The sequence below is a fragment of the Pseudomonas sp. PS1(2021) genome (assembly GCF_020405165.1).
GTDB lineage: Bacteria > Pseudomonadota > Gammaproteobacteria > Pseudomonadales > Pseudomonadaceae > Pseudomonas > Pseudomonas aeruginosa.
In genome coordinates this window covers 6,383,054-6,404,254 of record NZ_CP084484.1, presented here as the reverse complement: position 1 = coordinate 6,404,254, position 21,201 = coordinate 6,383,054, and the positions used below count along the sequence as shown (strand labels likewise).

The window sequence follows — 21,201 nt, the reverse complement described above, 5'->3', positions numbered from 1 at the left end:
TTGCCGGGGCGGAGGAACTCGGTAAGCGTCTGGCCAACACACCTCCCCGGTTCTTCCAGCTAGCGGCATGGTGTCCACCTGTTTTTGGTGGACACCATTTCAAGCCCCTTGTGGAGGATCTCCCGTGCCAGGCCAACGCCGCTCCTATCCCAAATCTTTCAAGGCCCAGGTCGTCGATGAGTGCACCCAGCCCGGCGCCTCGGTTGCCGGCGTGGCCTTGAGCCACGGCCTCAACGCCAATCTCGTGCACAAGTGGATTCGCCGCCAGCAGGCACAGCTGCCCGCGGTACCCTCAGGTTTTATTCCATTCTCTCGTCCCGAGCGTGCCGGCTACCCCGAGTGCGGCCGACAGGGCCATCCAGATCGCAATTCCCCATCGGGCCGGCAAACTGTCGGTGCAGTGGCCGGGCAAGGACCCTGAAGGCTGCGCCCGCTTTCTGCGCGAGCTACTGAAGTGATCCGCATCGAGCGCATCTGGCTCGCCACCGAGCCGCTGGACATGCGCGCCGGCACCGAAACCGCGTTGGCCCGGGTGGTTCAAGTTTTCGGTGCGGCGCAGCCGCACTGCGCCTACCTGTTCACCAACAAGCGCGCCAATCGGATGAAGGTGCTGGTGCACGATGGCTTCGGCATCTGGCTGGCTGCTCGCAGGCTCAATCGAGGGCGCTTCGCCTGGTCGGGCAATTGGCAGGGACAGCAGTTGGAACTCAGTCCCGAGCAGTTGCAGGCCCTGGTGGTCGGCCTACCTTGGCAGCGTCTTGGGCCCAATGCCGAGATCAGACTCCTGTAGCCGGGGCGCAATTAGGCCAATGGCCTATCGCCGAGGGGGCCGACAATCCGCACACTCGGCGCCATGAGTCCTGCCGCTTTCGATCACCTGACACCCGAGCAACTGCGCCAACTGGCCGCGCAGTTGAGTCAGCGCGTCGATCACCTGGAAACGCTCAACCAGCGGTTGAACCACGAACTCGCCGTGCTGCGGCGCCACCGCTTCGCCCGCCGCAGCGAGCAGCTCAATGCCGACCAGCTCAATCTGCTGGACGAGATGATCGAGGCCGACATCGCCGCCATCGAGGCAGAGCTTGAAACGGCCCGACCAGAGCCCGCCAAGCGCGAGCCACGGCAGCAGCCCAAGCGAGCGCCGCTGCCGGCCGAACTGCCGCGCACGCTGATACTTCAACGAGCCGGACAGCACCCAGTGTGCCTGCGGCTGCCAGCTCAAGCGCATCGGTGAAGACGTCAGCGAGAAGCTCGACTACACCCCGGGCACCTTCACCGTCGAGCGGCATATCCGTGGCAAGTGGGTCTGCGCCCAGTGTGAAACGCTGATCCAGGCCCCAGTGCCTGCGCAGGTGATCGACAAGGGCATCCCGACTGCCGGGCTACTGGCTCAGGTCATGGTGGCCAAGTTCGCCGATCACTTGCCGCTATACCGCCAGGAAAGATCTTCGCCCGCGCCGGGCTGGCTATCGCGCGTTCCACGCTGGCGCAATGGGTCGGCGCTTGCGGTGTCCAGCTGCAACCCCTGGTCGATGCCCTGCGCGACTGCCTGCTCCAGCAGGACGTCATCCTCGCCGACGAAACCCCGGTGCAGATGCTCGCCCCGGGCACGAAGAAGACCCAGCGGGCTTACGTCTGGGCCTATGCACCCAGCCCCTTCGCCGACCTCAAGGCCGTGGTCTACGACTTCAGGCCGAGCCGGGCTGGCGAGCACGCGCGCAGCTTCCTGGGCGACTGGCAGGGCAAACTGGTCTGCGACGACTTCGTCGGCTACAAGGCCAGCTTCGAGCAAGGCGTGACCGAGATCGGCTGCATGGCCCATGCACGGCGCAAGTTCTTCGACCTGCATGCCGCCAACCAGAGCCAACTGGCCGAGCAGGCCCTCCAGTACATCGGTCAGCTGTACGAGGTGGAGCGCGAAGGGCGAGTTGCTCGCCGCACAGCGACGGCAACTGCGCCAGGACAAAGCCAGGCCGATCATCGATGGCCTGCATAGCTGGATGCTTGGGCAGCGGCAGAAGGTGCCGGAAGGCAGCGCGATCGCCAAGGCACTCGACTACAGCCTCAAGCGCTGGGCAGCGTTGGTGCGCTACCTGAATGACGGCAACCTGCCCATCGACAACAACTGGATCGAGAACCAGATCCGCCCCTGGGCCCTGGGGCGTGCCAACTGGCTGTTTGCCGGCTCTCTGCGCAGTGGCCAGCGTGGCGCAGCCTTGATGACGCTGATCCAGTCAGCCCGCCTGAACGGGCACGATCCGTACGCCTACCTGAAGGACGTGCTCACGCGCCTGCCGACGCAGAAGGCCAGCGCCCTGGCCGAGCTGCTGCCGCACAACTGGGTATCCGCCGGCAAGGTGTGATGCCCGTTCGCTTACGGAACTCGAAGTTGACTGATTTCATAAAGGCGATTCTGTCCATGTCGGTCCTATAGCGAGGACCGTGCCAGTTTTATTCGATGCCGTATTTGTCCATCCAATTGCTCAGCGTTTGCTGGCTTTTAAGGCCTAGCAGGCTGGCTGCCCGGGTCTTGTTATTGCCGGTAAGCGTCAGCGCCTTGCGCAGATAATGCCCTGCCACCTCGGCAATTACCTGTTGTAGATCAATACCTTGGGTAACATCCATGGCCAATACATCGGCCTGCGCTTGCGGCAGTTTGAACAGTGCTTGCTCGATATCGTGGGCAGTAATCAAATCACCCTGACACCAGAGTGCCGCGCGCAAAAAAGTGGATTGCAGCTCACGAACGTTGCCACGCCAGGGATGCTGAAGGATAAGATTTTTTGCTTCTGCGGAAATTTTCTTATCACCGAGACTGGTGTCCTGGCTGGCAATGCCTGCCAGCAGCGCTTCGGACAGCAACAGCAGGTCACCTTCGCGCTCTCTGAGCGGCGGCAAGTGCAGTACGCCCACAGCGATGCGATAGAACAAGTCTTCACGGAAGCGCCCCTGGGCGACTTCCTGCATCAGGTTGCGGTGGGTGGCGGTGATCAGTCGCACATCGACCTTGAGCTCCTGATTTGAACCGACCGGAGTGAAGGTGCCTTCCTGCAGTACACGCAGCAGTCGCACCTGTACATCTGGCGTCAGCTCACCGAACTCATCGAGAAACAGCGTGCCGCCGTGAGCCTGCTGGAACACCCCAGGCCGATCGGCAATCGCGCCAGTGAATGCGCCCTTCTTGTGGCCAAACAGGGTGGAGTCGATCAGCTCCGGCACGATGGCACCGCAGTTCACCGCAACAAAGGGCGCTGCAGAACGCGGGGCGGCGTTGTGAATGGCGCGGGCAAACAACTCTTTGCCGGTGCCGGTTTCACCGTAGATCAGCACCGGCACCTGCTTCGCCGCGAGTATTTGCGCCTGCGCCTTGAGCACCAGCATGCGCTCGCTCTGCGTCACGATGCTGTCGAAGGCTGCATCCACAGGGGCATCCAGCCCGGCGAGCTGAACCAGCTTGTCGGTGCTGATGGCATTGGCCGCTGGTACATACTCAGCCGCGATTTCAAACGGCACCTCAACCTGCTGCACGCCTTGCTCAAGTGAAGACTGGTAGAAAGTCGCCGGGTATCGCGTTTTGCCCAGCAGAATCCACACCGCTTGCATGGCCGGCGTGCCGGGGCTGAGCAGAATGGAGAGCTGGTTTGCGGGAGTATTGAGGCGCTTTAAATGCTGACTGGCGGCCTGGTAGATCTCCCCGAAATGAACGGGGGAAGACAAGGTCACGTAATGCGCGGTGACGGGTACATCGACCTGCTGGCGGAGCCAGTCCAGATAGGGTTCAACGCGCTCGGCGGGGTATGAGCAAATCAGCTCGACACAATCAAAGGACACCGTGCTCAGGGTCGCCAGGATCGGGCCTGCCTCAGCACCTGCAACTGCCTTTAGATCATTCCCGCCAACCCAACTGGCCAATACGCGTTGCTTGTTTACCACTGTCCCTGTTCTCCCGGCCTCCCTCTTGCCCATCAGCGGGCAGGAGAAAATGTGCTCTGGCTCACGTCCGGATAGTAAACCAATCCTTCAACCCGGGTCTTTAACTGCCTGACTGGATGTTCAAGTTGAGCTGTAGCAACAGCACGGCTTTTGCTCCCAGCAAATATTGGTATGAGCTGCTGCCGGGGTAGAACGATGAAGGGGCCTTTCGGCCCCTTGTGAACTTAGTTAGCCAACAGGCTTTCAAGCTTCTCGATCAGGTAATCCAGCGGGCTACGCCCCTCCAGGCGTTTTTCGAAAACTTCGTTGCGGTGGTAGGCGACCCAGGTTTCGAGGGCATGCCGGTTATCCTTCTCGTAGCCAGAGCCCAGGATGCAAACAAGCTCAGTGCCATGGGGGTTCTCGAGGTAGTGACTCATGGCTGAAGCCAGATGCTTGAGGTACTTATGCTCGCGAGCCTCCATCGATGGATACAGAGGGGTTACGTTGTCACGTTTGATCAGTTTCATGGTGGAACTCCTCAGGCCTTGAGATTGGCTTTGATCAGGTTGTCGAAGGCACTGCCATCACGCCGCGTCAGGTTGGGCACATAGCGCGAATAGACACGGAACAGCATCTCGGTGGTGGTGTGTCCCATCTGCCGGGCGATCCACTCTGGGTTTTCACCAGCCGCCAGCCAGAGGGTCGCGGCTGTATGGCGGGTTTGGTAGGGGCGCCGCCTGCGCAAACCCAGGTGGCGCAGCAGCGGGTACCAAACCCGGTCGTTAATGTTGCGGTATGCGTGCGGCGTACCTTCGCGGGTGCAGAAGACGAACTGGCCGCTGCCGGTTTTCTCCCGCTGGCCGATGAGGGCCTGGTAAACCGGCTCGGACATGTCGATTTCACGCTGTGAGCCGTCGTTCTTGGTGTAGTCGAGCTTGCCGCCCACCCAGGTTTCACGGATCAGAATCTGCCGCCGCTGAAAGTCGACGTACTTCCACTGCAAACCATCAACTTCGGCTGTGCGCATGCCGGTGAAGAAACGCACCGTGTAGTAATTGCGGAAATCTTCACGCACTGTGCTGAGGATCTGCAGCACTTCATCCAGGGTGAAGGGCTCCACGTCTGTCTTCGGGACTTTCAGTGATTTGATGTTGAGGTATGGCGAGGTAAACTCGAAGCGGTCAGCTGCCTCACTAAGGATCATGCGCAATGGCGTCATGATGTGGTTGATTCGCGTCGCTGTCAGACTCTGACCTTTCTGCCCGGGGACTTTGCCGAGTGCCGAGCGGAAGGACAAAAGTTCTGCTTTGGTGATGGCGCTGACCTCTTTTTTGCCGAACTCAGGCAGCAAATGCTTATCGAGAGTAAGCCGTACGGTTTTGGCGTGCGTTTCACGCCACTCGACCCTCATCTCCTCAAACCACAGTTCGGCAAAATCCCTGAACAGCGGTGTTTTCAGCGATGCACAGCCAGCCTGCAGCCTACTGATCTCCAGTACTTTGCTGCTTTGAGGAAAGTAGGTGGCATAGTCGAAGCTCCCAAGGGTGATTTCTGCTTCGATGCGCTCCAGGATCTTCTGCAGTTTTTTCCGGTTTGCGGGCGTATCAGGCAGCGTGGTCTGCTCGCGGCAGCGCTGATCCAGGTAGGTGAAGTCAAAGAACAACTTTTCGTTGTCTGCACGCGCTCGAATCTTACCCATGGCAGATACCCCCGCCGGCCATCGGCACCAGCCCGGAAGTCCGCGAGAATTTCTGCATGTCTTCTTCGACTGCTTCCCAGATGAAAAGAATCTTGCGGCCGCCAAAGGGGCGGAAGTAGTGAATCCCTTCCAGGAGGACTGAATCTTTCAAGCGATTACGGATGGTGCGCGCGTCGTACTTCATGCGCGTGGCCAGTTCCTCGGTAGTCAGGTATGTGTGAGACATGGCTATGCCCTCTCTGCTAAATTGAACGACAGCGGATTCTTATGAGCTTCTGAGTGCTCATAATGACCTCCTGCAGATCAATATAGCGCTCATTTTGAGCTTTGCAAGGACAAAATGATCTCCTGCAGATCATTTTTGGAGATTTAGATGGTCAAGTGCCATTTGTCTCGCTTACTCGGCGAGCGGAAACTGAAGATCAGTGACGTGGTCAGGGACACCGGGATCAACCGCGGAACCCTCACGCGGCTCTATCACGAGACCGCGCAGAGGGTAGAGCTCAAGGACCTGGAAATAATCTGCCAGTACCTGAACTGCCAGGTGGGAGAGTTGCTGGAACTGCAGGAGGATCCGGAGGGCTGAAAGCCCTCCGGACTGGGTCAGGCGCGGAAATGCCAGTCGATGGAAGCCATCAGCATCAGATAGCGCAAGGCGGCGCCGGAGTGAATGTTCTCCGCAACCTGATCCTTCACCTCAAGCTTCGCCCTGATCCCCAGGTGTAGGTTCGCTACATCGTTGCTCTCTGGCGCGTGCTGACTGAAGGGCCGGCGAATGCTCCCAAGTTGCTGGCGCCAGTAAGACTTGGTTGTCCTCGGCTTGTTGGTGTCATAAATGATCAGCTCAATGGATTGAGTCGGAACACCTATCGCACTGAGCAGCCACAGATAGTCCTGTGCATGGTCTTCGTCACGATCACGCTGGAATCGCAGCGTGGTTTCCGTCTTCCAACAGCGCTCAACAAAATCGTCAATAACACGCTGGGCGCGATCGCTGTCGGGGCCTTCGAGCAGGTCGTAGAGACGTTGTGCATAGTCGGCCACCCCTTCACGCGTTCCATGCTTCGGTGGCGATGGCAACAGCGACAGCGACGATGAAGCTTTTGCGTGCAGAGCAGGTCGCAGCCTGTGTTTAGGGCTTGCGCCGCGGGCTCCTGGGCGCTGCAGCATATCGCGGATACAGCGTGCCCGCTCCAGCATCATTTCGCGCTCTTCGGCAGAGAACTCGACCCAATCAAGATTGACCTCGCGGCCTGTCTGCTCTGCATATGAGGCATACGCCAGCATCGACTCGACAGCTTGAATGCGCCCCATCGCCCAGTTTTGATTCACCTGCTGAGCCTGAACTGGATGTGATTTTTTCCGAGTATGCCGGATGTCTTTGAGCGGCTTTATGCGGCCAATGACGTCGAGCAGCACACCGCAGTCAACTGACATGCCATCAACATACTCAGCTTTTTTGGTGGGCTGGCTGACGCCACCTATATGGGCAACGTTTGCAGCGTTGAATAGCCAATTTTGGGGGTTCCATTGCCACATCATGGCCATGACCTGCGGCAGGCTGTGGATGTAATGCAGCAGCGTAGTTTTTGGGCTGCCATGCCCGAGAATGGCACTGACAATATGAACGATTTTCCGGGTAGGGCCGTCTGTGGGCAGCATTGCTTTGCGCAATCTGAGGTCATCCCTCAGCCAGCGTACTGTCAGGGGTAGATCATGGAAAAACAGCTCGGGTGAGAGGCGGTTATGCGCCGCCATCAGTTTGAAAAACAGCCATGTCGCGCAGGAATGTCGCAGGTGGTGGTAGTGCAGGAACTCAGAGCCAGTCACTGCGCGCATACAGTTGTGCAGGGCCGGGAACAGAGCGCTTTCGCTGATCCATTGAGTTTTCAACTGCGGGATACAGAACAGGAAATCCGAGGTTGGTTTGATGCGCTCCTCAGCCCGCCGCTCCCGATACCATTCAATCAGCAATTGGAGTTCTTCTGGTTCGAGCAGCACCCGCAGTGGGAGATTCCGGACCGCATTGAGGGTTTTTAGTTGGCGCAGGACATGAGGGCGAATTAGCAGATCAACGGGCAGCTCTAGTCCGGCCAGTTCATCGCTGGATAGTCTGCGCATGTTCGGGTGGCGCGCCTGAATACGTGCTGCGTCCTCTGTCGAATACTCGGGCAAATGCAAATCGCATAGGCGCAGCTTTAGAGCCTCGTTGCGCCGCAAACCCAACCGAAACCCCAGTATCAACAACAGTCTCGCTGCTGTGACCAAGCGCGGTGTACGCAACTCCAGACCGCAGGTGCCAAGCGTCTGCAGAACAGACTGGTACTGATCCTCGCTGATAATGCGAGCATCCACCCGGGGCACGCCTTTGCCGATGCCTAGGATGGAGTAGGGGCTGACTGGCGGATAGTTGAACCGACGCTGCAGAAACGTATGAAACTCGTGGATTGCCTTGGCCAGAGTACGCCTTTTGCTATCTGTGGCCTGCGCATCCAATGTGGATTCATAGACAATTTCCAGCGCGTCAATTTCGAGCTCGAAAATGCTTATGCCATCCAGCTGAGAGGTAAGTGCTGCGCCTAGTACCCGGATATATCGATCTATGGTGCTGCGCCCGGCACTGTGGCCGTATGCAGAGGCGCCGCCCAGCATGTAGGCAATCCAACTCTGGATTAGGCCGGGAAGCTCTCCGGAACCCTCTGCCTGCAACGGCATCTCGATGGGCAGGTTATCCCGGACCCGATCGCGCAGCTCCAGCAACCATGCGGGTGGGTCAGGGCTATCCTCAGGTCCATCCGAAACAGATTCATCGTCATAAGTCCCCGCCGGATCCTCGAGATCCTCTTGGCCGCAGATATTGCCCCACGATGAGGGGCGCAGGGATTGAGAGACAAACTCTTGTCGGCAAGCAAAATTCACCAGCACCTGCGGAAGCCGCAGTTGCATTTGCATCCTAAACAGATCAAACAGCTCACTAAGATTTTGTGGCTGATCCTGTTCAGGTATATCGACCTTCCTCAGAAATGCATCCACACAGCGCATGTGCCAATTCCTACGATGCATCTTGTAACTGCTTTTTTGAACATCATCCGCGCAGCGAATTAACAGGGCCAGCGTGGCGGGGTCAGGGAACCACTGCCGAAATTCCGCGCCGGTCTTGCCACGGATTGATAAAGGCAGACGTATCTCGGGAATTCCCGCCACCCACTCAATGCTTTCCAACGATGAGCCGAGCATCGCATTCAGCTGAGCCACATCGAGCAATCCGCCGCTGTAGGCTGCGCTCAGCAGCAGTAGACCGATACGCTCTTCTCTACTCAGCGCGTCGAGATCCATTTTCAGGCCCTGTTGCAGAGCTTGAACCAGTTGGCCGCTGCGTTGAATTCTCTCGGCTGTGTAGACGTCCGGATTGATCGGGTTCGCTGCCCGCTTGATGGCAATAGCAATTCGCGCTAACGGGAACCCTGGAATCTGATCTCTGATTCGTTGGGTGATGCTACGCAATACGTTACGCAGCGTGTGATTCGTGCCGAGCCACGCCTCAAATTCACGTACGTGCGCCTTCGAAATCCCGGATATGCCACTTTCACTCAGTAGCCATCTTCCGAACGCTGTGCCTGACTCCGCAGCCTTCGATTTCAGAAGTGCCCGCATCTCAGGCATCCATTCCGGCTCATGAAGCAGAGCCGACCATATGACACTGCTCTGCTGATCGTTTAGGCGGGGCAGGTTCATTCGGTCACCCACTGGCTGCTCAGGGCTGACCAGCCAAGTTCCCGCAGTAGCGGGGTAATCCATTCATCGAGAACATTGGCATATGCCGCAGGGCAGAACGACGAATAGGCGTCTTGCGGCTCTTCGCCCCTTAGCCAGTGCCCCATGAGCGCAGTCAGAGCCTCGGGAGGGCAGCCCCGCTCAGTGAGCTCCGTACGTAGGAACTTCCGGTAACTATTGACTCGATGGCCGGTATAACCGGCTACCTGCACCATCTGTTGAACAATTGTGTCCGGGGCAATTTCAGCACGACGTATTCCAGTCGGACTAATCCACAGGAAAAAACCTCGTGACCATCTATCGCGATCATCATCCCGTGACAGATAGCCGATCAATTGCCTACTGATAGATGCGCAGTGCTCGAGGTAATTTGTTATTTGCCGCCTCAACATCGGAGGCATGCAAATCAGCCGACTCATATGACGATCATCGGCATCCTTGTCTGACAGCGCGCCCATACCCAACACAGAATCAAACTCGTCGATGAGCATCAGAGGGTTGCGGATCGCCCTACAGGCTGTAATCAGCGAAAACATCTGCACTGACCATAGGGTGTAACAGTTGTGCCAAGCGAGCATATCGCTGAGACGCCCGTTCGCTTTCTTCCGCAAAACCGCGGCCATTGCACTTACATTGTACGCAATGGTTTCGGGCAGCAGGCAGTGAGTTGCTCCCAGCCCGCCCTGTTGATCAGGATTGAGGCCGACAGGTTCATACGCCAGACCAGCACATGCATAAACCTGCGTCAGCACTCGCACCAGTGAGGTCGTATAAATGTTGCGGAGGTGGTTGGCATCGAGCTGTAGGTAATAGCGCGGGGTTTGCGCCGAGGGGATTTCAACGCCTGACAGCATGGATGCCGCTGCTACGTCCTGAGTGTCAGTGACTATTTGGTGAAACAAATAACTGCGCAGTTTGGTTCGCGTATAGCGTCGGTCGTCTTCACCCAATTCCAGCAGGAGTGCTTTGATCTCGGCGTCCAGCTGCTCAGTTTGATAGGTGAATACCTGGTTGGCAGAGTGAGGAAATGCCTTGAGCAGCTGCTTTACCAACTGGGCACTACCAGCGAGATCGGGCAATAGAATTCGCAGCAACGATAGTCGGACACCAGAAGAGGCCTGCCAACGATCGTCGCCAGCCAGGTCTGGGCGCCTGACGACCATACTGAACAGCGCCGAATCCCCTAGGATCAATGCCAGACCATCGGCGTCATCTGTTTCATCATCAACGACGGATAACTGGACGACCTGCGTCATCGACTGCCCCAGCCACAGGCTGATATGCAGAGCAACAATCGCCTCCATTCGTAGCTGGATCCGAGCTGGGTCTTTTGTGCAGGACAGTTCTTGCAGACACGAGTGGAATAGGTCGCTGGTGCGGATTTCGGAGCATCGTGACCGGCCGTTTCGGTAGATCGTGACCGGTCATTTCGCTAACGCGTGACCGCTCATTTCGGTAGCAACGTGACCGATTTTCCGCCCGTTCCGAAACCGGCGGTCACGGCTTACCGAAATCGCCGGTCACGGCTTAGCGAAAGCCTTCCCTCTCGTTGCGCATGACCTGATGCGCCGTCACCCTCGCCCGATTTCGGGAGGGGAAGATGGCGGCGCCGCGAGTAGCCATGCGAAACATCAAAGAATGTCTGCGCCTCAAGTTCGAGGCCGGTTTGTCCCACGAGAAGATCGCCCGCGCCTTGCAGTTGTCCAAAGGCGTGGTCAGCAAATACGTCACGGCGGCGCGCGTGGCCGGACTGGACTGGCCGGCGCTGGCGGCCATGGACGAGGCCGCACTGGCGGCCGCCTTGTTTGCGTCGGCGCCGACAAACAAGCCGCGCGGTGAGCGGGTGCCACCCGACGTGCTGAGCATCCACCGCGAGCTGCGGCGCAAGGGCGTGACCTTGCAGCTGCTGTGGGAGGAATATCTCGCCGCGCATGCGGGCCAGCCGACCTACCGCTACACCCAGTTCGTCGAGCACTACCGGCGCTACGCCCAGACGCTCAAACGTTCGATGCGCCAGGTGCACCGCGCGGGCGAGAAGCTGTTCATCGACTATGCAGGGCCGACGCTGCCGGTGGTCGACCCGGCCACCGGCGAAGTCCGCCGGGCGCATATCTTCGTCGCCGCCCTGGGCGCCTCGAATTACACCTATGCCTGCGCGACGCCGGGCGAAACCCAGGTGGACTGGCTGACTTCGCTGGGCCAGGCACTGACCTACTTTGGCGGTGTGCCGGAGATGGTTGTGCCGGACAATCCGCGCGCCCTGGTCGCCCAGCCAGATCGCTACGAGCCGGGTCTGAACCGGGCAACGCTGGAGTGTGCGCGGCATTACCAGACGGTGATCCTGCCGGCCCGGCCACGCAAACCCCAGGACAAGGCCAAGGCCGAGGTGGCGGTGCAGGTGGTCGAGCGCTGGATCATGGCGCGACTGCGCCACCGGCAGTTCTTCAGCCTGCATGCGCTTAACCAGGCCATCGCCGAGCTGCTGGAGGAGCTGAATCGACGCCCGTTCAAGCGCCTCGATGGCTGCCGGCGCGACTGGTTCGAGCGCCTGGATCGCCCGGCCTTGCGAGCGCTGCCGGTACATCCCTACGAGGTCGCCAGCTTCAAGCGCTGCAAGGTCAACATCGACTACCACATCGAGGTCAATGGCAGCTTCTACAGCGTGCCCTCCGCCCTGGCCCGGCAGAGCGTCGAGGTGCGGCTGACAGCGCACACCCTGGAAGTGCTGCATGGCAACCGGCGCGTGGCCAGCCATGTGCTGCTGGGCCGTCGCGGCGCCTACAGCACCCAGCGCGAACACATGCCCGCCGCACACCAGGCCCATCGCGAATGGACGCCGCAACGCCTGCTCGACTGGGGCGCGCGGATCGGCCCCTACACGCGCCAACTGATCGATCACCAGCTGACCCACAAGCCGCATCCGGAGATGGGCTACCGCGCCTGTCTCGGCCTGCTCTCGCTGGCTCGTCGCTACGGCAATGCACGCTTGGAAGCCGCCGCCGAACGGGCCGTCCAGCTGCGCGCCTTCACCGGGCGCAGCGTGCGCAACCTGCTCCAGCAAGGCCTGGATCAGCAGCCGCTGCCCACGCGCACCGCCGAAACGAGCTTACCCAGCGACCACGAGAACGTCCGTGGCGCCGACTACTACCACCCCCCGCAACAGGAGCTGTTCGATGATGCTGCAACACACCCTGAATCAACTGCACCAGCTACGCCTGGACGGCATGGCCCGCGCCCTGGAAGAGCAATGGACGCTGCCGGCCAGCCACAGCCTGAGCTTCGATGAGCGCCTCGGCCTGCTGCTCGACCGCGAACTGGCCTGGCGTGACAACCAGCGCCTGGTACGGCTGCGCAAGAAGGCCAAGCTCAAATATGCCAACGCCTGCCTGGAAGACCTCGACCGCCGCCCTGGCCGCGGCCTGGATGAGCGCCTGATCGCCAGCCTGGCAGGCGGCGACTGGATCCGCCAGCAGCACAACCTGCTGCTGACCGGCGCGACCGGCGCCGGCAAGACCTGGCTGGCCTGCGCCCTGGGCAACCAGGCCTGCCGCCAGGGCTACAGCACTCTGTACCTGCGCACCCCGCGCCTGTTGGAGCAACTGCGCATCGCTCATGGCGACGGCAGCTTCGGCCGTACCCTGCAACAGCTGGCCAAGGTCGATGTCTTGGTGCTGGACGATTGGGCGCTGGCCCCGCTGGAAGAAGGTGCCCGGCACGACCTGCTGGAAGTGATCGACGACCGTGCCGGCAACCGCTCCACCATCCTGGCCAGCCAGTTACCAATCGAACACTGGCATGGCTGGATCAACGACCCGACCCTGGCCGACGCCATCCTTGACCGCCTGGTGCACAGCGCTTACCGACTGACGTTGAAGGGCGAGTCACTGCGCCGGAAAAAGCTGAGGAGCAAACCGCATCGTGACCGATGCGATTACAATCCACAACCCGCGCAACCGGGGCGGAAGCACCGGTCACGTATTAGCGAAACGCTCGGTCACGTTCACCGAAATCCGCAGCTGGCGCCAAACAACAAATTCCGCAACTCCACCAAGGTGAGCTGGTTGTACGAAAATGGCAGGAACTGTCTGCTTCGTACTATATGCGCCTCAACATTTTGTTGGCCTAGGAGATCAGCAACATACGGACGCTCGCAACCATCATCATCGAGCACCCAAATCTCAGTTGATGGGCTGATCTCACCGGGTGCCAGATCACTATCAACGGTGTCTGTATGCCCCACTAGGATGTCGTAGTGACCAGGTAGCTGGTCAGGATCATCGGGATCACCCAGCACAAATCCCCGGGGATCCTCTGTTATGAAGTTGATCAGTTCTGGTCGACTCTGCTCCTTACGCTGGCCTCTATGTCCGCCTCCGCCGCCACCCACACGTGGCGACTCGCCGTTGCAGTAACGGACAAATCGGGCGATTGCAGCAAAACTCTCGGCATTCTCTGATCCCGACTTTCCAGGCAAAAATCCTCTACAGCTCACCACAAACTTCTCGGAGGTGTCCCAGACCTTTAACTCAGGTGGGATGAAGAAGTTTCGCTGTTCGCATAAGTTGCCGAGCGCTTTGTAAACCTCGTAGCGCTGACTGATCAGGCGATCGGTGCCTGTTTTATGAGATGCAATGAGCAACTGCGCGAGCAGTCGCTCGTAGTCCTGAGCATTTTCGTAGTCTCTGAATATGTGCAGAAAAGAGGCATAGGGAAATCCAAAAATTTTTACACCGCGCTGGTGGACAGGATTCCTTGCCGACCTGTTGTTCCCCAGCCAAAACTGCTCGCCCAAAAGCACTCGGATGTTGGGTTGGCGGGATAGGGAGATAAGCCATTCGCAGGCCTCATGTAAAACGATGTCATCAGAGTTTTCTAGACCAATCGGCACACCAACATTGCATGTGCGGAGCACTCGTACGAGCTGATCAATCGCACGTGGCAGGTCAATTAGTTCGGGGTGAAAACCTAGCAGATTGAGAATTTCACTGACGATCCAAGGAGACTGTCCCTGCTCAGAGGCGAGCCTCAACAGGATTTCGCGCTTGCTCATTTCTCACCCCCACAGCCCTTGAGCGGTTTTACCCCGACCAGCCGAGCTAGGTGGGCGTGACTCCGATATTCGTGAGGCCACTGCTCCTTTGCAGATCCGATGTTGGCGTATAAATCTCGTACCTGTTGCCGCGTAATCTGAGCCAGGGCAGGTGCAACCAAGCGCTCAATCAGTACGAGTTGGTAGGCGAACTGCTTGATTCGTCCCTTCGGCCACTCAATACAGCGCACTGGTGTTTCGGGATCCGTGTGCGCCTTGAGCCAGCGATATAGCGTCGTCTGGCCGATACACAGTGCATCTGGGCCACAGATCACCAATGGGTAAACCTCATTGATCCGAGTGGCCAACGCCTTGGGTATCAGAGCTGGATCAGGAAGGCCTATGGGGGCCAGATCCAACTCGCACTCGACACGAGAAAAATCGGGATGAATTCCGTGGATGTCGCCTAATTTGATCGTCAGCATGACGCCTCTCGCTAGTGTGGGAACTACTAGACAATGCGAGGCGTTAGTACCCTGTTTGAGGGGTGAATTGATGGACACGTGAGCTTGGGTTCGGCCGGATGGCGTGAAATACCCACTCAGTGCCAATAGCCGTTTCTACTGATTCCGCGCATGCGCGGAAAATTCCCCATGTCCTGACCGGGAAACCACCCTGGCGCGATGGAAGCCTGAGCGACGAATTCAGCCAGGATGGGGGCTTTTTGACCAAACGGGGCATCAACCAGCCAACCATCACCACCTTGCTCATGCTGGCTAAACCCCTGGGCTGCACGGGCAGCAGAAATCATCGACGAGGTAGAGCAACTCGTTGCACACCATCCCTGAGCATCGCTGCCCTTCGGCTGACCACACACCAACTGAAACGGACGTCTTGGTGGCCTATCTCCTGAGCCCTCTCTACCCCCAATCCAATCCTGCTCACCCTTGCGAAATTCCGCGCATGCGCGGAATTTCCTCCGCCTTCCCGCAAGCAATTTCATTAGCGCTGTTTCCTTGGCAGGACCTGGAACCGAAAGCTATGCCAATGCGATCTGGTAATCAGGGGTATTTCAAGGGGCACTCTTAATACAAGGCCGTATGCAAATCGAGCGAGGCCAGCCTCGGATTAGGAGCGAGCACAATGAGTGACTGGAAATCATACGCAGGGGAAATGAGCGATCGTGAAGTGGCCAGGCGTTTTGGTATCGGCGCCAGCACTGTTCGGCGCTTCCGTCATTCCAGCGACATTCCAAAGTTCTTCCCCGGAAGGGCCGAGCTTCCCGCGGCGCTGGTTACGCAACTGGCGATGGAAACCAATCATCGACTTGCGAAAGGATTCGGTGTTTCCATCAAACGTATCGAACAAGCCAGAGCAGAGCTTAAGATCCCAGAGCCAAAGACAATTCGAGAGCGCTTCAAGCCTCTCGAGGACATTTGGACCAGCGAGGCCATAGCACTGCTAGGAAGAATGCCGGACACAGAGGTTGCTGACCGGCTCGGCGTCAGCAATTTCCCGGTCAAGAAAAAGCGCAAGGAGCTTGGAATACAGTCGTACAAACGACCGCTGCCAGAAATAACCCCCGAAATTGCATCGGAGTTCGGGGGCGTTTCTGATGCAGAGCTTGCGCGCCGGTTCAATGTGTCGGTGAGCTTTATACGCAGGGCGCGGATAAAGATGGAAAAGGGCAGCTAGCAATAGACGCAGATCCGACACTGATTGGATGGGCAGCCAAACTGACTGGCTGGCTGCCTCTTACCGGTTCATGCAAGCATGCCTGCGCCATGTCAGCGGCATATCGACCAGATTCGGGCGGCTCATGTTGTCTCCAGCGCTGCGCGCATCCATTTCGGCATTCTGCAGGCCACTAATTTGCTCAGGTCTTCGGGGCTGAGAGCTTTTTTGATTACAGCAACATGTTCCGGAGTAGTACCACCTTTGCCGAGATAAAACAGTGCGCTGATGGCCACCCCCACCCTGGTCCCTGCATGCTGCATCAGCATTGGGGCGGCATGCACGAGCCTGATCTCGGCTTTCCCCACAAACAGAGATCGACTGGAGCCGCTCGTGTAATAGATCGGGATGACCGGCATCTGTGTACTCAGCCCGAAACGTCTCACGGCATCAGCGCCATGGATCTGCAGTGCCCAACGGTTCTGCCTGGCAATCAGATGCACCAAGTCCCAAGGCCCAGAACGACGAACCCGGCCGGTGTAGTGGCTGTATTTCGGCCGCATGTAGATGCCACGGTACACACGCTCAAGCTCACCGCGACGAACCAGTTGGGCGACTGCCTTGGAGATGGCCGAGCTCGAACCAAGCTCTGCAAGACACCTGATGCTGAAAGGCCTCCCCTTGCGCAGAAACTTAACCCGCTGCGTGACGAGGTGAGACACCGGCGGCTCAGAATGAGGGCGGGACATTGCTATCGTGTCGACTCCAGCGACGAGCAGAGCAACGGCTGATGGAAAGCGATTACCCGACGTCGATACTCATCTTCAGGCCCATCGCTTACCAGGCATTCCTCAAGGCGCCCCAGCGAGAAAATTTGATCGGCAGATGGATAGTGCCTGAGCAGGCTTTTCGCATAGCTGCGGATATCCTGCGGTAACCCCGAATGACGGGAGAGTTCACGCAGGAACTCCTCTGTTTTGACGATGGCGCGTGTTCTTTCATAAGGAAGAGTCAATCTCGTTATCTCCTGGTCATGAACTCAAAGTCCCAGACAGCTGGCTCGCCAGCGCCCGCCACCCAGCGCGCAGTTAAGCGCCGCGGCCATTGAGGCGAAAGTACCAGCACGCCCTTGATTAGCTCCAGTGGGTAGAACAGCAGTCCATCAACCTGGAATTCCTGCAGGCCTTCCCGCCCGCTGTGAAACCGCTCCAGATAAGGTGCAATGCCAATTAGTGTTTGCCGTGCAGAAAGCGGCAAAGCCTGCAGTCTTGGGCATGCAGACCAACCCGGATCTGTGTGCTCAATCATGACTGCACTCCGTCTTGGCCTCCTGCCGCTCCATCCACTTGGCCAGGCCCCACATCGTGCTTCCTAGCGACAGCAAAGACCAAAGCAGCCATTGCGGGATTTGGTATTCGGTACTTAGCCAAAGCCCGATGCCACCGCAAAATATCGCTACGCAAAACCATCTCATCAGCGTGCACTCCCACTCCCGATTACCTACGAGATACCACGGTAACCCGATGTTCGGTTGTGTTAACGCTGGTGCCAGAAATTTCGTCAGATCCCAGGCTGGGAAACGAGAATGATCTATTGGTGGATATGAAACACCGCCATCCAACATGGCCCAGTTATCGGACACCTCGTCCCAAGCACCACGAGCTAGATGAATCTGTCGCCTTGTTTTGAGATTGAAAAAAGGACACGATCCAAGGACAGCCTTTGAGGCAGCTCACTCGTTCACAAAAAAGGAATTATGTGTGCCGCTTGTCCAATGGATTTCAGACTTTTTATCTAGGCGTGGACTGCAAGAGCCGGATGGTCGCCCCCTATTCGCCTATAAGACCTCATCAGAAGAATTCGAGACACTGCGTCAGCTCTTGCATGGGCTCAACCTGGGGCAACACGCGCATCCCGAATATGCTCAGGCCTGGCTACTCTTTGCGGCCGAATGGTGGAAGCGCGAATATCCGGGAGGAGCATGGCGTTGGGGACCACTGTGCGAGGCAGCTGGCCAGAGAAAGGTAGCTCATGAGAAGACCCGCAGCCTGGTAATTGATGGGCGTCGTCAGTGGCGTCTGCAAACCACTATAAAAAGTGAAGGCAAACGTTTCATCGGCCTGGTCGCGGTGAATGGCGGCCTGCCCATGCGCCTTGTCGAGTCGGCACAGGGCGGGTTATCCCGCCTGCTACGCATGGTCACTGAGCAGGCACTGGAATACCGCCTGCAGGATGAGCGTCTGCGCCAGGCCATCGAGGCCCAGGCCGAGCTTTTGCCCGCCTGCTACCAGCAGGCGCCGGTCTACGAACTGCTCGACAGCTTGGTCAAGGCGGTGCTGCACATCCGCAAGGCCTATGCCCTGCAGAGCGCCCAAGACCCAATCGCCCGGCTGCAGGAAGAGTGCCCTCACTGGGAAGAGCTCTTCCCCATCGCCCTCGATTCCCAGGCCGCCGCCAGCCTGATCAAGGGTCTGGTCCGGGATACAGTCAGCATCACGCCCCAGTCGCGGCGGCCTCCTTTCCAGATCCAGCGCGGCCTGCGCTTCAGTTCCGATGGCTCCATACCCGTCTACGAGCTGTCCTTCGTGATGCAGGCTCAGGCCAGGCGCGATCAGGTTGCCGAGGCGCTGGGGATGGCCGTGGATGCGCTGCCGCCACACTTCCAGCTCCTGCTGCGCATCGGCGAGCGGGAATACCTGGTCGGCGAAGCCCTGCTTAGAGACGAGGAATACCAGCTGATCGCCAGGCCGCTGCCGGCCATCCACAGCCTGCACAATGCCGCGCAGCTGATCGTCAGCCGCTGGGGCGCCACCCTGCACATTGCCAACCTACCGGGCGGCGAAGCCTTGAGCCATGACGAGCCGCTGATCTTCGAGAATACCTACCCCTTTGCCCGCCTGCTCGCCCAGGGCGATGCGCTGGTCAAGGGCGAGTCGGCACTGGCGGCCATGCCGGCAAGAACCATCGTGTATGCCGAAGAAGGCGAGGCTCGCGAGCTGCATGACTGCCTGGCCGACGGGCAAATGCTGATGGAACTTCCCGCCGGTACCACCCGGCTCACGTACAAACAACAGCCCTTCGTTGTCACCATCAGCGCCAGCGCTACCCGCCACCCGGAAGCCTACTGGCATGGCAACAGTCTGGAGGCGCTCTCCGTGCCGGGGCTGCTGTTCCGTGGCACGCCGCGCCTACGCATTGAGCAGGGAACGGGCTTTTCCAGCTATGCGCCCGCCCATGAGCTGTTTGTCCGCACGCAGGGCAAGGAGCTGCCGCTCGCCCAAGCCCGGGCGCCGGGGCTGTGCCGGCTGATCTGGCGCAAGGATGGCCAGCGCCTGCTGAACACCCGCGCCGTGCTTCTCCCGGACGAAGCCTCCATCACCTACGCGCCGGGCGCCACTACCCTCGAGGGCAGCATTCGCCTTCACCACTGGCCTGATGTGCCCGTGCGCTGCGAGAGCGAACAGATCGCGCTGGAGCGCCGCCATGATGGAACAGGCCTGACCCTGCGGCTGAAGAGCACCGGCAGCCGGCCGGCCACCACGGTTCCGCTGTGCCTGCAGTGGCCCGACGGCGAGCAGAAGCTCACTCTGCCCTTCCCCGGCTATGGCGTCACGCTGCTGCGCAACGACACTCCTCTCAAGCTGAATCAGGCCCTGACCATCGAAGAACTGATCGGCTGCCGCGCGGTACTGATGTCGGCTCAGGGCGCCGAAAACTGGCGGATTCGCCTGACCTCCAGCGGCACCGACTCACGCTCCACCCTGTCGCAGGAAATTCGCTACACCGGGATCCGCGAAATCCGTCTGTTCGAGCTGATTCCGGCGATCCAGCAGATGATGTCCTGCCACCCGGGGCTCGATCATGTCGTGCAGCTAGAGTTGATTCATGCCCACCAGACCCACGCTCGCCTACAGGTGGGCCGCTACTCGACGCGCATCCGCCTGCACAGCCAGCGCGAGATGGCGTCACTGAACGATAGCGGCTCCGACGTTCTGCTTGAGCAGCCGCATGCCGAGGGTCTGATATTGGGCCTGCCACTGGCAGAACCGGAACATGACCCGGTCAGCCTGCCGCTGCATTTTTCCGAACAGGTGTTCACCGGCAGCTGGCTGGTCAGCCTGCCAGACGATGCCGTCGGCCCTTGGTTGCTGTACACCTCTGCCGAGTCACCGCTACACAGCCGTGCGACCATCGTGCCACCGACCGCGAGCCAACTGTCGAAGCCCCTGACCCCGCTGCGCGAGGCGCTCTGCGAAGGCGATGGCGAAGAGCGCATGCGCCAGCTCAGGGCCGCGCTGCGCGCCATGGCCGCAGACCCGCAGGCTGATGACTGGCAAACGCTGGAGCTGCTGCTGGATCGGCTGCACCACCTGCCGCTGGCCAGCCTGGATATCTGCCAGGCACTAATCCGCGAGCCGCAGGCGCTGACCATGGCCACCCTGCTGCTGGATGATTTCTCCAGCCGCCTGGCCGAGCGCCTGCCCTGCGAGCTGCCCTTCGAGTGGCTGCTGATCGCCCCGGAGCACTGGTTCGGCACCTTCGCGACACTGCGCCAGCAACTGGCCGCCGACAATCCGCGCATGCTGTCGGTAATCCGCAACGACATCCAGAGCAAGAGCCAGTTCCTGTCCCGCTGGCAGCCCGCGCTGCGCTTCATCTTCGATCAGGGCCTGCACCACTCCTTCGATCTGCAAAGCCCGGATGTGGGGTTCTTCCTGAAAAACCCGGCGATGCTCACCGCCTCCTGGCAGTCGTACCTGTTTGATGGCGAGAACTCGGCCATGCAGCAGATGTTCCGGCGCAACCCCGCCGAAACCCATCAATATCCCGGCAGCGGCAATACGGATATCGGAGCCTTCCTGAAAACGCCCCACGGGCAAATGCTCCTCCGCTGCTGCAAGCTCCCGGCCAATGACTTCAAGCTGGCCACGGTCATGCTGCCCTTCATGGCCGCCTTCGATACCTACGCCGGCCGCGGGCAGCAATGGCAAGCCGACCCGCCACGCCTGTTCAGCCTCAGAAACGCTCGCCAGTTCGATACCGTCTGGTTCGACTCGGTCTATCAACTTGGCCTGGCCATGGCGCAAGCCGCCTCGATGCAGAAGTGAAT

17 protein-coding genes and 2 pseudogenes are annotated in these 21,201 nt (G+C 59.3%); 8 read left to right on the top strand and 11 right to left on the bottom strand.

Annotation, left to right across the window (positions count from 1 at the left end):
• Nucleotides 1-67 precede the first annotated feature (67 nt).
• The 3 genes and pseudogenes from tnpA (at nt 68) to tnpC (ending at nt 2,363) form a co-directional block, all read left to right on the top strand.
• On the top strand, nt 68-421 hold the full coding sequence (gene tnpA, locus LE197_RS37390; protein WP_226033790.1) for an IS66-like element accessory protein TnpA: 354 nt from the start codon (nt 68-70) through the stop codon (nt 419-421).
• 33 nt (nt 422-454) lie between these two features.
• Nucleotides 455-790, top strand: a complete 336-nt coding sequence (tnpB, locus tag LE197_RS30355) for an IS66 family insertion sequence element accessory protein TnpB (RefSeq protein WP_023105888.1) — start codon at nt 455-457, stop codon at nt 788-790.
• A 63-nt stretch (nt 791-853) separates the two neighbouring features.
• Nucleotides 854-2,363, top strand: a pseudogene (gene tnpC / locus LE197_RS30350) (IS66 family transposase).
• An 88-nt stretch (nt 2,364-2,451) separates the two neighbouring features.
• Here tnpC and LE197_RS30345 read toward each other — a convergent pair.
• The 4 genes from LE197_RS30345 to LE197_RS30330 form a co-directional block, all read right to left on the bottom strand.
• Nucleotides 2,452-3,933, bottom strand: a complete 1,482-nt coding sequence (locus tag LE197_RS30345) for a sigma-54 interaction domain-containing protein (RefSeq protein ID WP_003160961.1) — start codon at nt 3,931-3,933, stop codon at nt 2,452-2,454.
• Nucleotides 3,934-4,157: 224 nt separating this feature from the next.
• Entirely contained in the window at nt 4,158-4,442 is a 285-nt protein-coding gene (locus tag LE197_RS30340) for a hypothetical protein (RefSeq protein ID WP_003160962.1), read from the bottom strand.
• A gap of 11 nt (nt 4,443-4,453) precedes the next feature.
• Nucleotides 4,454-5,614 carry a site-specific integrase gene (locus tag LE197_RS30335; protein WP_003160963.1) on the bottom strand — a complete coding sequence of 387 codons (1,161 nt, stop codon included), beginning with the start codon at nt 5,612-5,614 and terminating at the stop codon, nt 4,454-4,456.
• Nucleotides 5,607-5,840: a hypothetical protein gene (locus tag LE197_RS30330; RefSeq protein WP_019341962.1), complete on the bottom strand. Its 234-nt coding sequence runs from the start codon at nt 5,838-5,840 to the stop codon at nt 5,607-5,609. The genes LE197_RS30335 and LE197_RS30330 overlap by 8 nt, the downstream gene beginning before the upstream one ends.
• Before the next feature lie 147 nt (nt 5,841-5,987).
• Here LE197_RS30330 and LE197_RS30325 point away from each other — a divergent pair, with 147 nt between their 5' ends.
• Entirely contained in the window at nt 5,988-6,200 is a 213-nt protein-coding gene (locus tag LE197_RS30325) for a helix-turn-helix domain-containing protein (RefSeq protein WP_023086889.1), read from the top strand.
• Between the two features lie 17 nt (nt 6,201-6,217).
• Here LE197_RS30325 and LE197_RS30320 read toward each other — a convergent pair whose 3' ends face one another.
• Nucleotides 6,218-9,277, bottom strand: coding sequence for a tyrosine-type recombinase/integrase (locus tag LE197_RS30320; protein WP_003160966.1), 3,060 nt, complete (start codon nt 9,275-9,277; stop codon nt 6,218-6,220).
• Nucleotides 9,278-9,345: 68 nt separating this feature from the next.
• Nucleotides 9,346-10,692 (bottom strand): hypothetical protein, encoded by a 1,347-nt coding sequence (locus tag LE197_RS30315; RefSeq protein ID WP_226033789.1) that lies wholly within the window; start codon nt 10,690-10,692, stop codon nt 9,346-9,348.
• Between the two features lie 296 nt (nt 10,693-10,988).
• Between LE197_RS30315 and istA the strand changes: the two genes are divergently transcribed.
• Both istA and istB read left to right on the top strand, forming a co-directional pair.
• A complete protein-coding gene (gene istA, locus LE197_RS30310) occupies nt 10,989-12,674 on the top strand; it encodes an IS21 family transposase (protein ID WP_126621873.1) in 1,686 nt (561 codons plus the stop codon).
• Nucleotides 12,562-13,310 (top strand): annotated as a pseudogene (gene istB, locus LE197_RS30305) (IS21-like element IS1474 family helper ATPase IstB). Before istA ends, istB begins: the two are co-directional and overlap by 113 nt.
• 78 nt (nt 13,311-13,388) lie before the next feature.
• Here istB and LE197_RS37385 read toward each other — a convergent pair.
• Both LE197_RS37385 and LE197_RS30300 read right to left on the bottom strand, forming a co-directional pair.
• Nucleotides 13,389-14,438, bottom strand: a complete 1,050-nt coding sequence (locus LE197_RS37385; RefSeq protein ID WP_413247418.1) for a hypothetical protein — start codon at nt 14,436-14,438, stop codon at nt 13,389-13,391.
• A complete protein-coding gene (locus LE197_RS30300) occupies nt 14,435-14,902 on the bottom strand; it encodes a hypothetical protein (protein WP_071535073.1) in 468 nt (155 codons plus the stop codon). Before LE197_RS30300 ends, LE197_RS37385 begins: the two co-directional genes overlap by 4 nt.
• Before the next feature lie 658 nt (nt 14,903-15,560).
• Between LE197_RS30300 and LE197_RS30295 the strand changes: the two genes are divergently transcribed.
• Nucleotides 15,561-16,112: a hypothetical protein gene (locus LE197_RS30295; RefSeq protein WP_003292749.1), complete on the top strand. Its 552-nt coding sequence runs from the start codon at nt 15,561-15,563 to the stop codon at nt 16,110-16,112.
• Nucleotides 16,113-16,234: 122 nt separating this feature from the next.
• Here the strand turns inward: LE197_RS30295 and LE197_RS30290 are convergent, their stop codons facing one another.
• Genes LE197_RS30290 through LE197_RS30280 form a run of 3 tightly spaced genes read right to left on the bottom strand, consistent with a single transcriptional unit; the run spans nt 16,235 to nt 17,399 of the window.
• Complete coding sequence (locus tag LE197_RS30290) at nt 16,235-16,813, bottom strand: DUF6088 family protein (protein ID WP_306305319.1); 579 nt, start codon at nt 16,811-16,813, stop codon at nt 16,235-16,237.
• A 29-nt stretch (nt 16,814-16,842) separates the two neighbouring features.
• Complete coding sequence (locus tag LE197_RS30285; protein WP_071535074.1) at nt 16,843-17,106, bottom strand: BPSL0761 family protein; 264 nt, start codon at nt 17,104-17,106, stop codon at nt 16,843-16,845.
• 5 nt (nt 17,107-17,111) lie between these two features.
• Nucleotides 17,112-17,399 carry a hypothetical protein gene (locus LE197_RS30280; RefSeq protein WP_044286366.1) on the bottom strand — a complete coding sequence of 96 codons (288 nt, stop codon included), beginning with the start codon at nt 17,397-17,399 and terminating at the stop codon, nt 17,112-17,114.
• A gap of 452 nt (nt 17,400-17,851) precedes the next feature.
• Here LE197_RS30280 and LE197_RS30275 point away from each other — a divergent pair, with 452 nt between their 5' ends.
• Entirely contained in the window at nt 17,852-21,199 is a 3,348-nt protein-coding gene (locus LE197_RS30275; protein ID WP_023086886.1) for an STY4851/ECs_5259 family protein, read from the top strand.
• The last annotated feature ends 2 nt before the right edge of the window (nt 21,200-21,201 follow it).

Coding starts and splice junctions, on each gene's coding strand:
- tnpA (WP_226033790.1), top strand. CDS start 68: ATGGTGTCCACCTGTTTTTGGTGGACACCATTTCAAGCCCCTTGTGGA.
- LE197_RS30340 (WP_003160962.1), bottom strand. CDS start 4,442: ATGAAACTGATCAAACGTGACAACGTAACCCCTCTGTATCCATCGATG.
- LE197_RS30335 (WP_003160963.1), bottom strand. CDS start 5,614: ATGGGTAAGATTCGAGCGCGTGCAGACAACGAAAAGTTGTTCTTTGAC.
- LE197_RS30330 (WP_019341962.1), bottom strand. CDS start 5,840: ATGTCTCACACATACCTGACTACCGAGGAACTGGCCACGCGCATGAAG.
- LE197_RS30325 (WP_023086889.1), top strand. CDS start 5,988: ATGGTCAAGTGCCATTTGTCTCGCTTACTCGGCGAGCGGAAACTGAAG.
- LE197_RS30320 (WP_003160966.1), bottom strand. CDS start 9,277: ATGCCTGAGATGCGGGCACTTCTGAAATCGAAGGCTGCGGAGTCAGGC.
- LE197_RS30315 (WP_226033789.1), bottom strand. CDS start 10,692: ATGGAGGCGATTGTTGCTCTGCATATCAGCCTGTGGCTGGGGCAGTCG.
- istA (WP_126621873.1), top strand. CDS start 10,989: ATGGCGGCGCCGCGAGTAGCCATGCGAAACATCAAAGAATGTCTGCGC.
- LE197_RS37385 (WP_413247418.1), bottom strand. CDS start 14,438: ATGAGCAAGCGCGAAATCCTGTTGAGGCTCGCCTCTGAGCAGGGACAG.
- LE197_RS30300 (WP_071535073.1), bottom strand. CDS start 14,902: ATGCTGACGATCAAATTAGGCGACATCCACGGAATTCATCCCGATTTT.
- LE197_RS30295 (WP_003292749.1), top strand. CDS start 15,561: ATGAGTGACTGGAAATCATACGCAGGGGAAATGAGCGATCGTGAAGTG.
- LE197_RS30280 (WP_044286366.1), bottom strand. CDS start 17,399: ATGATTGAGCACACAGATCCGGGTTGGTCTGCATGCCCAAGACTGCAG.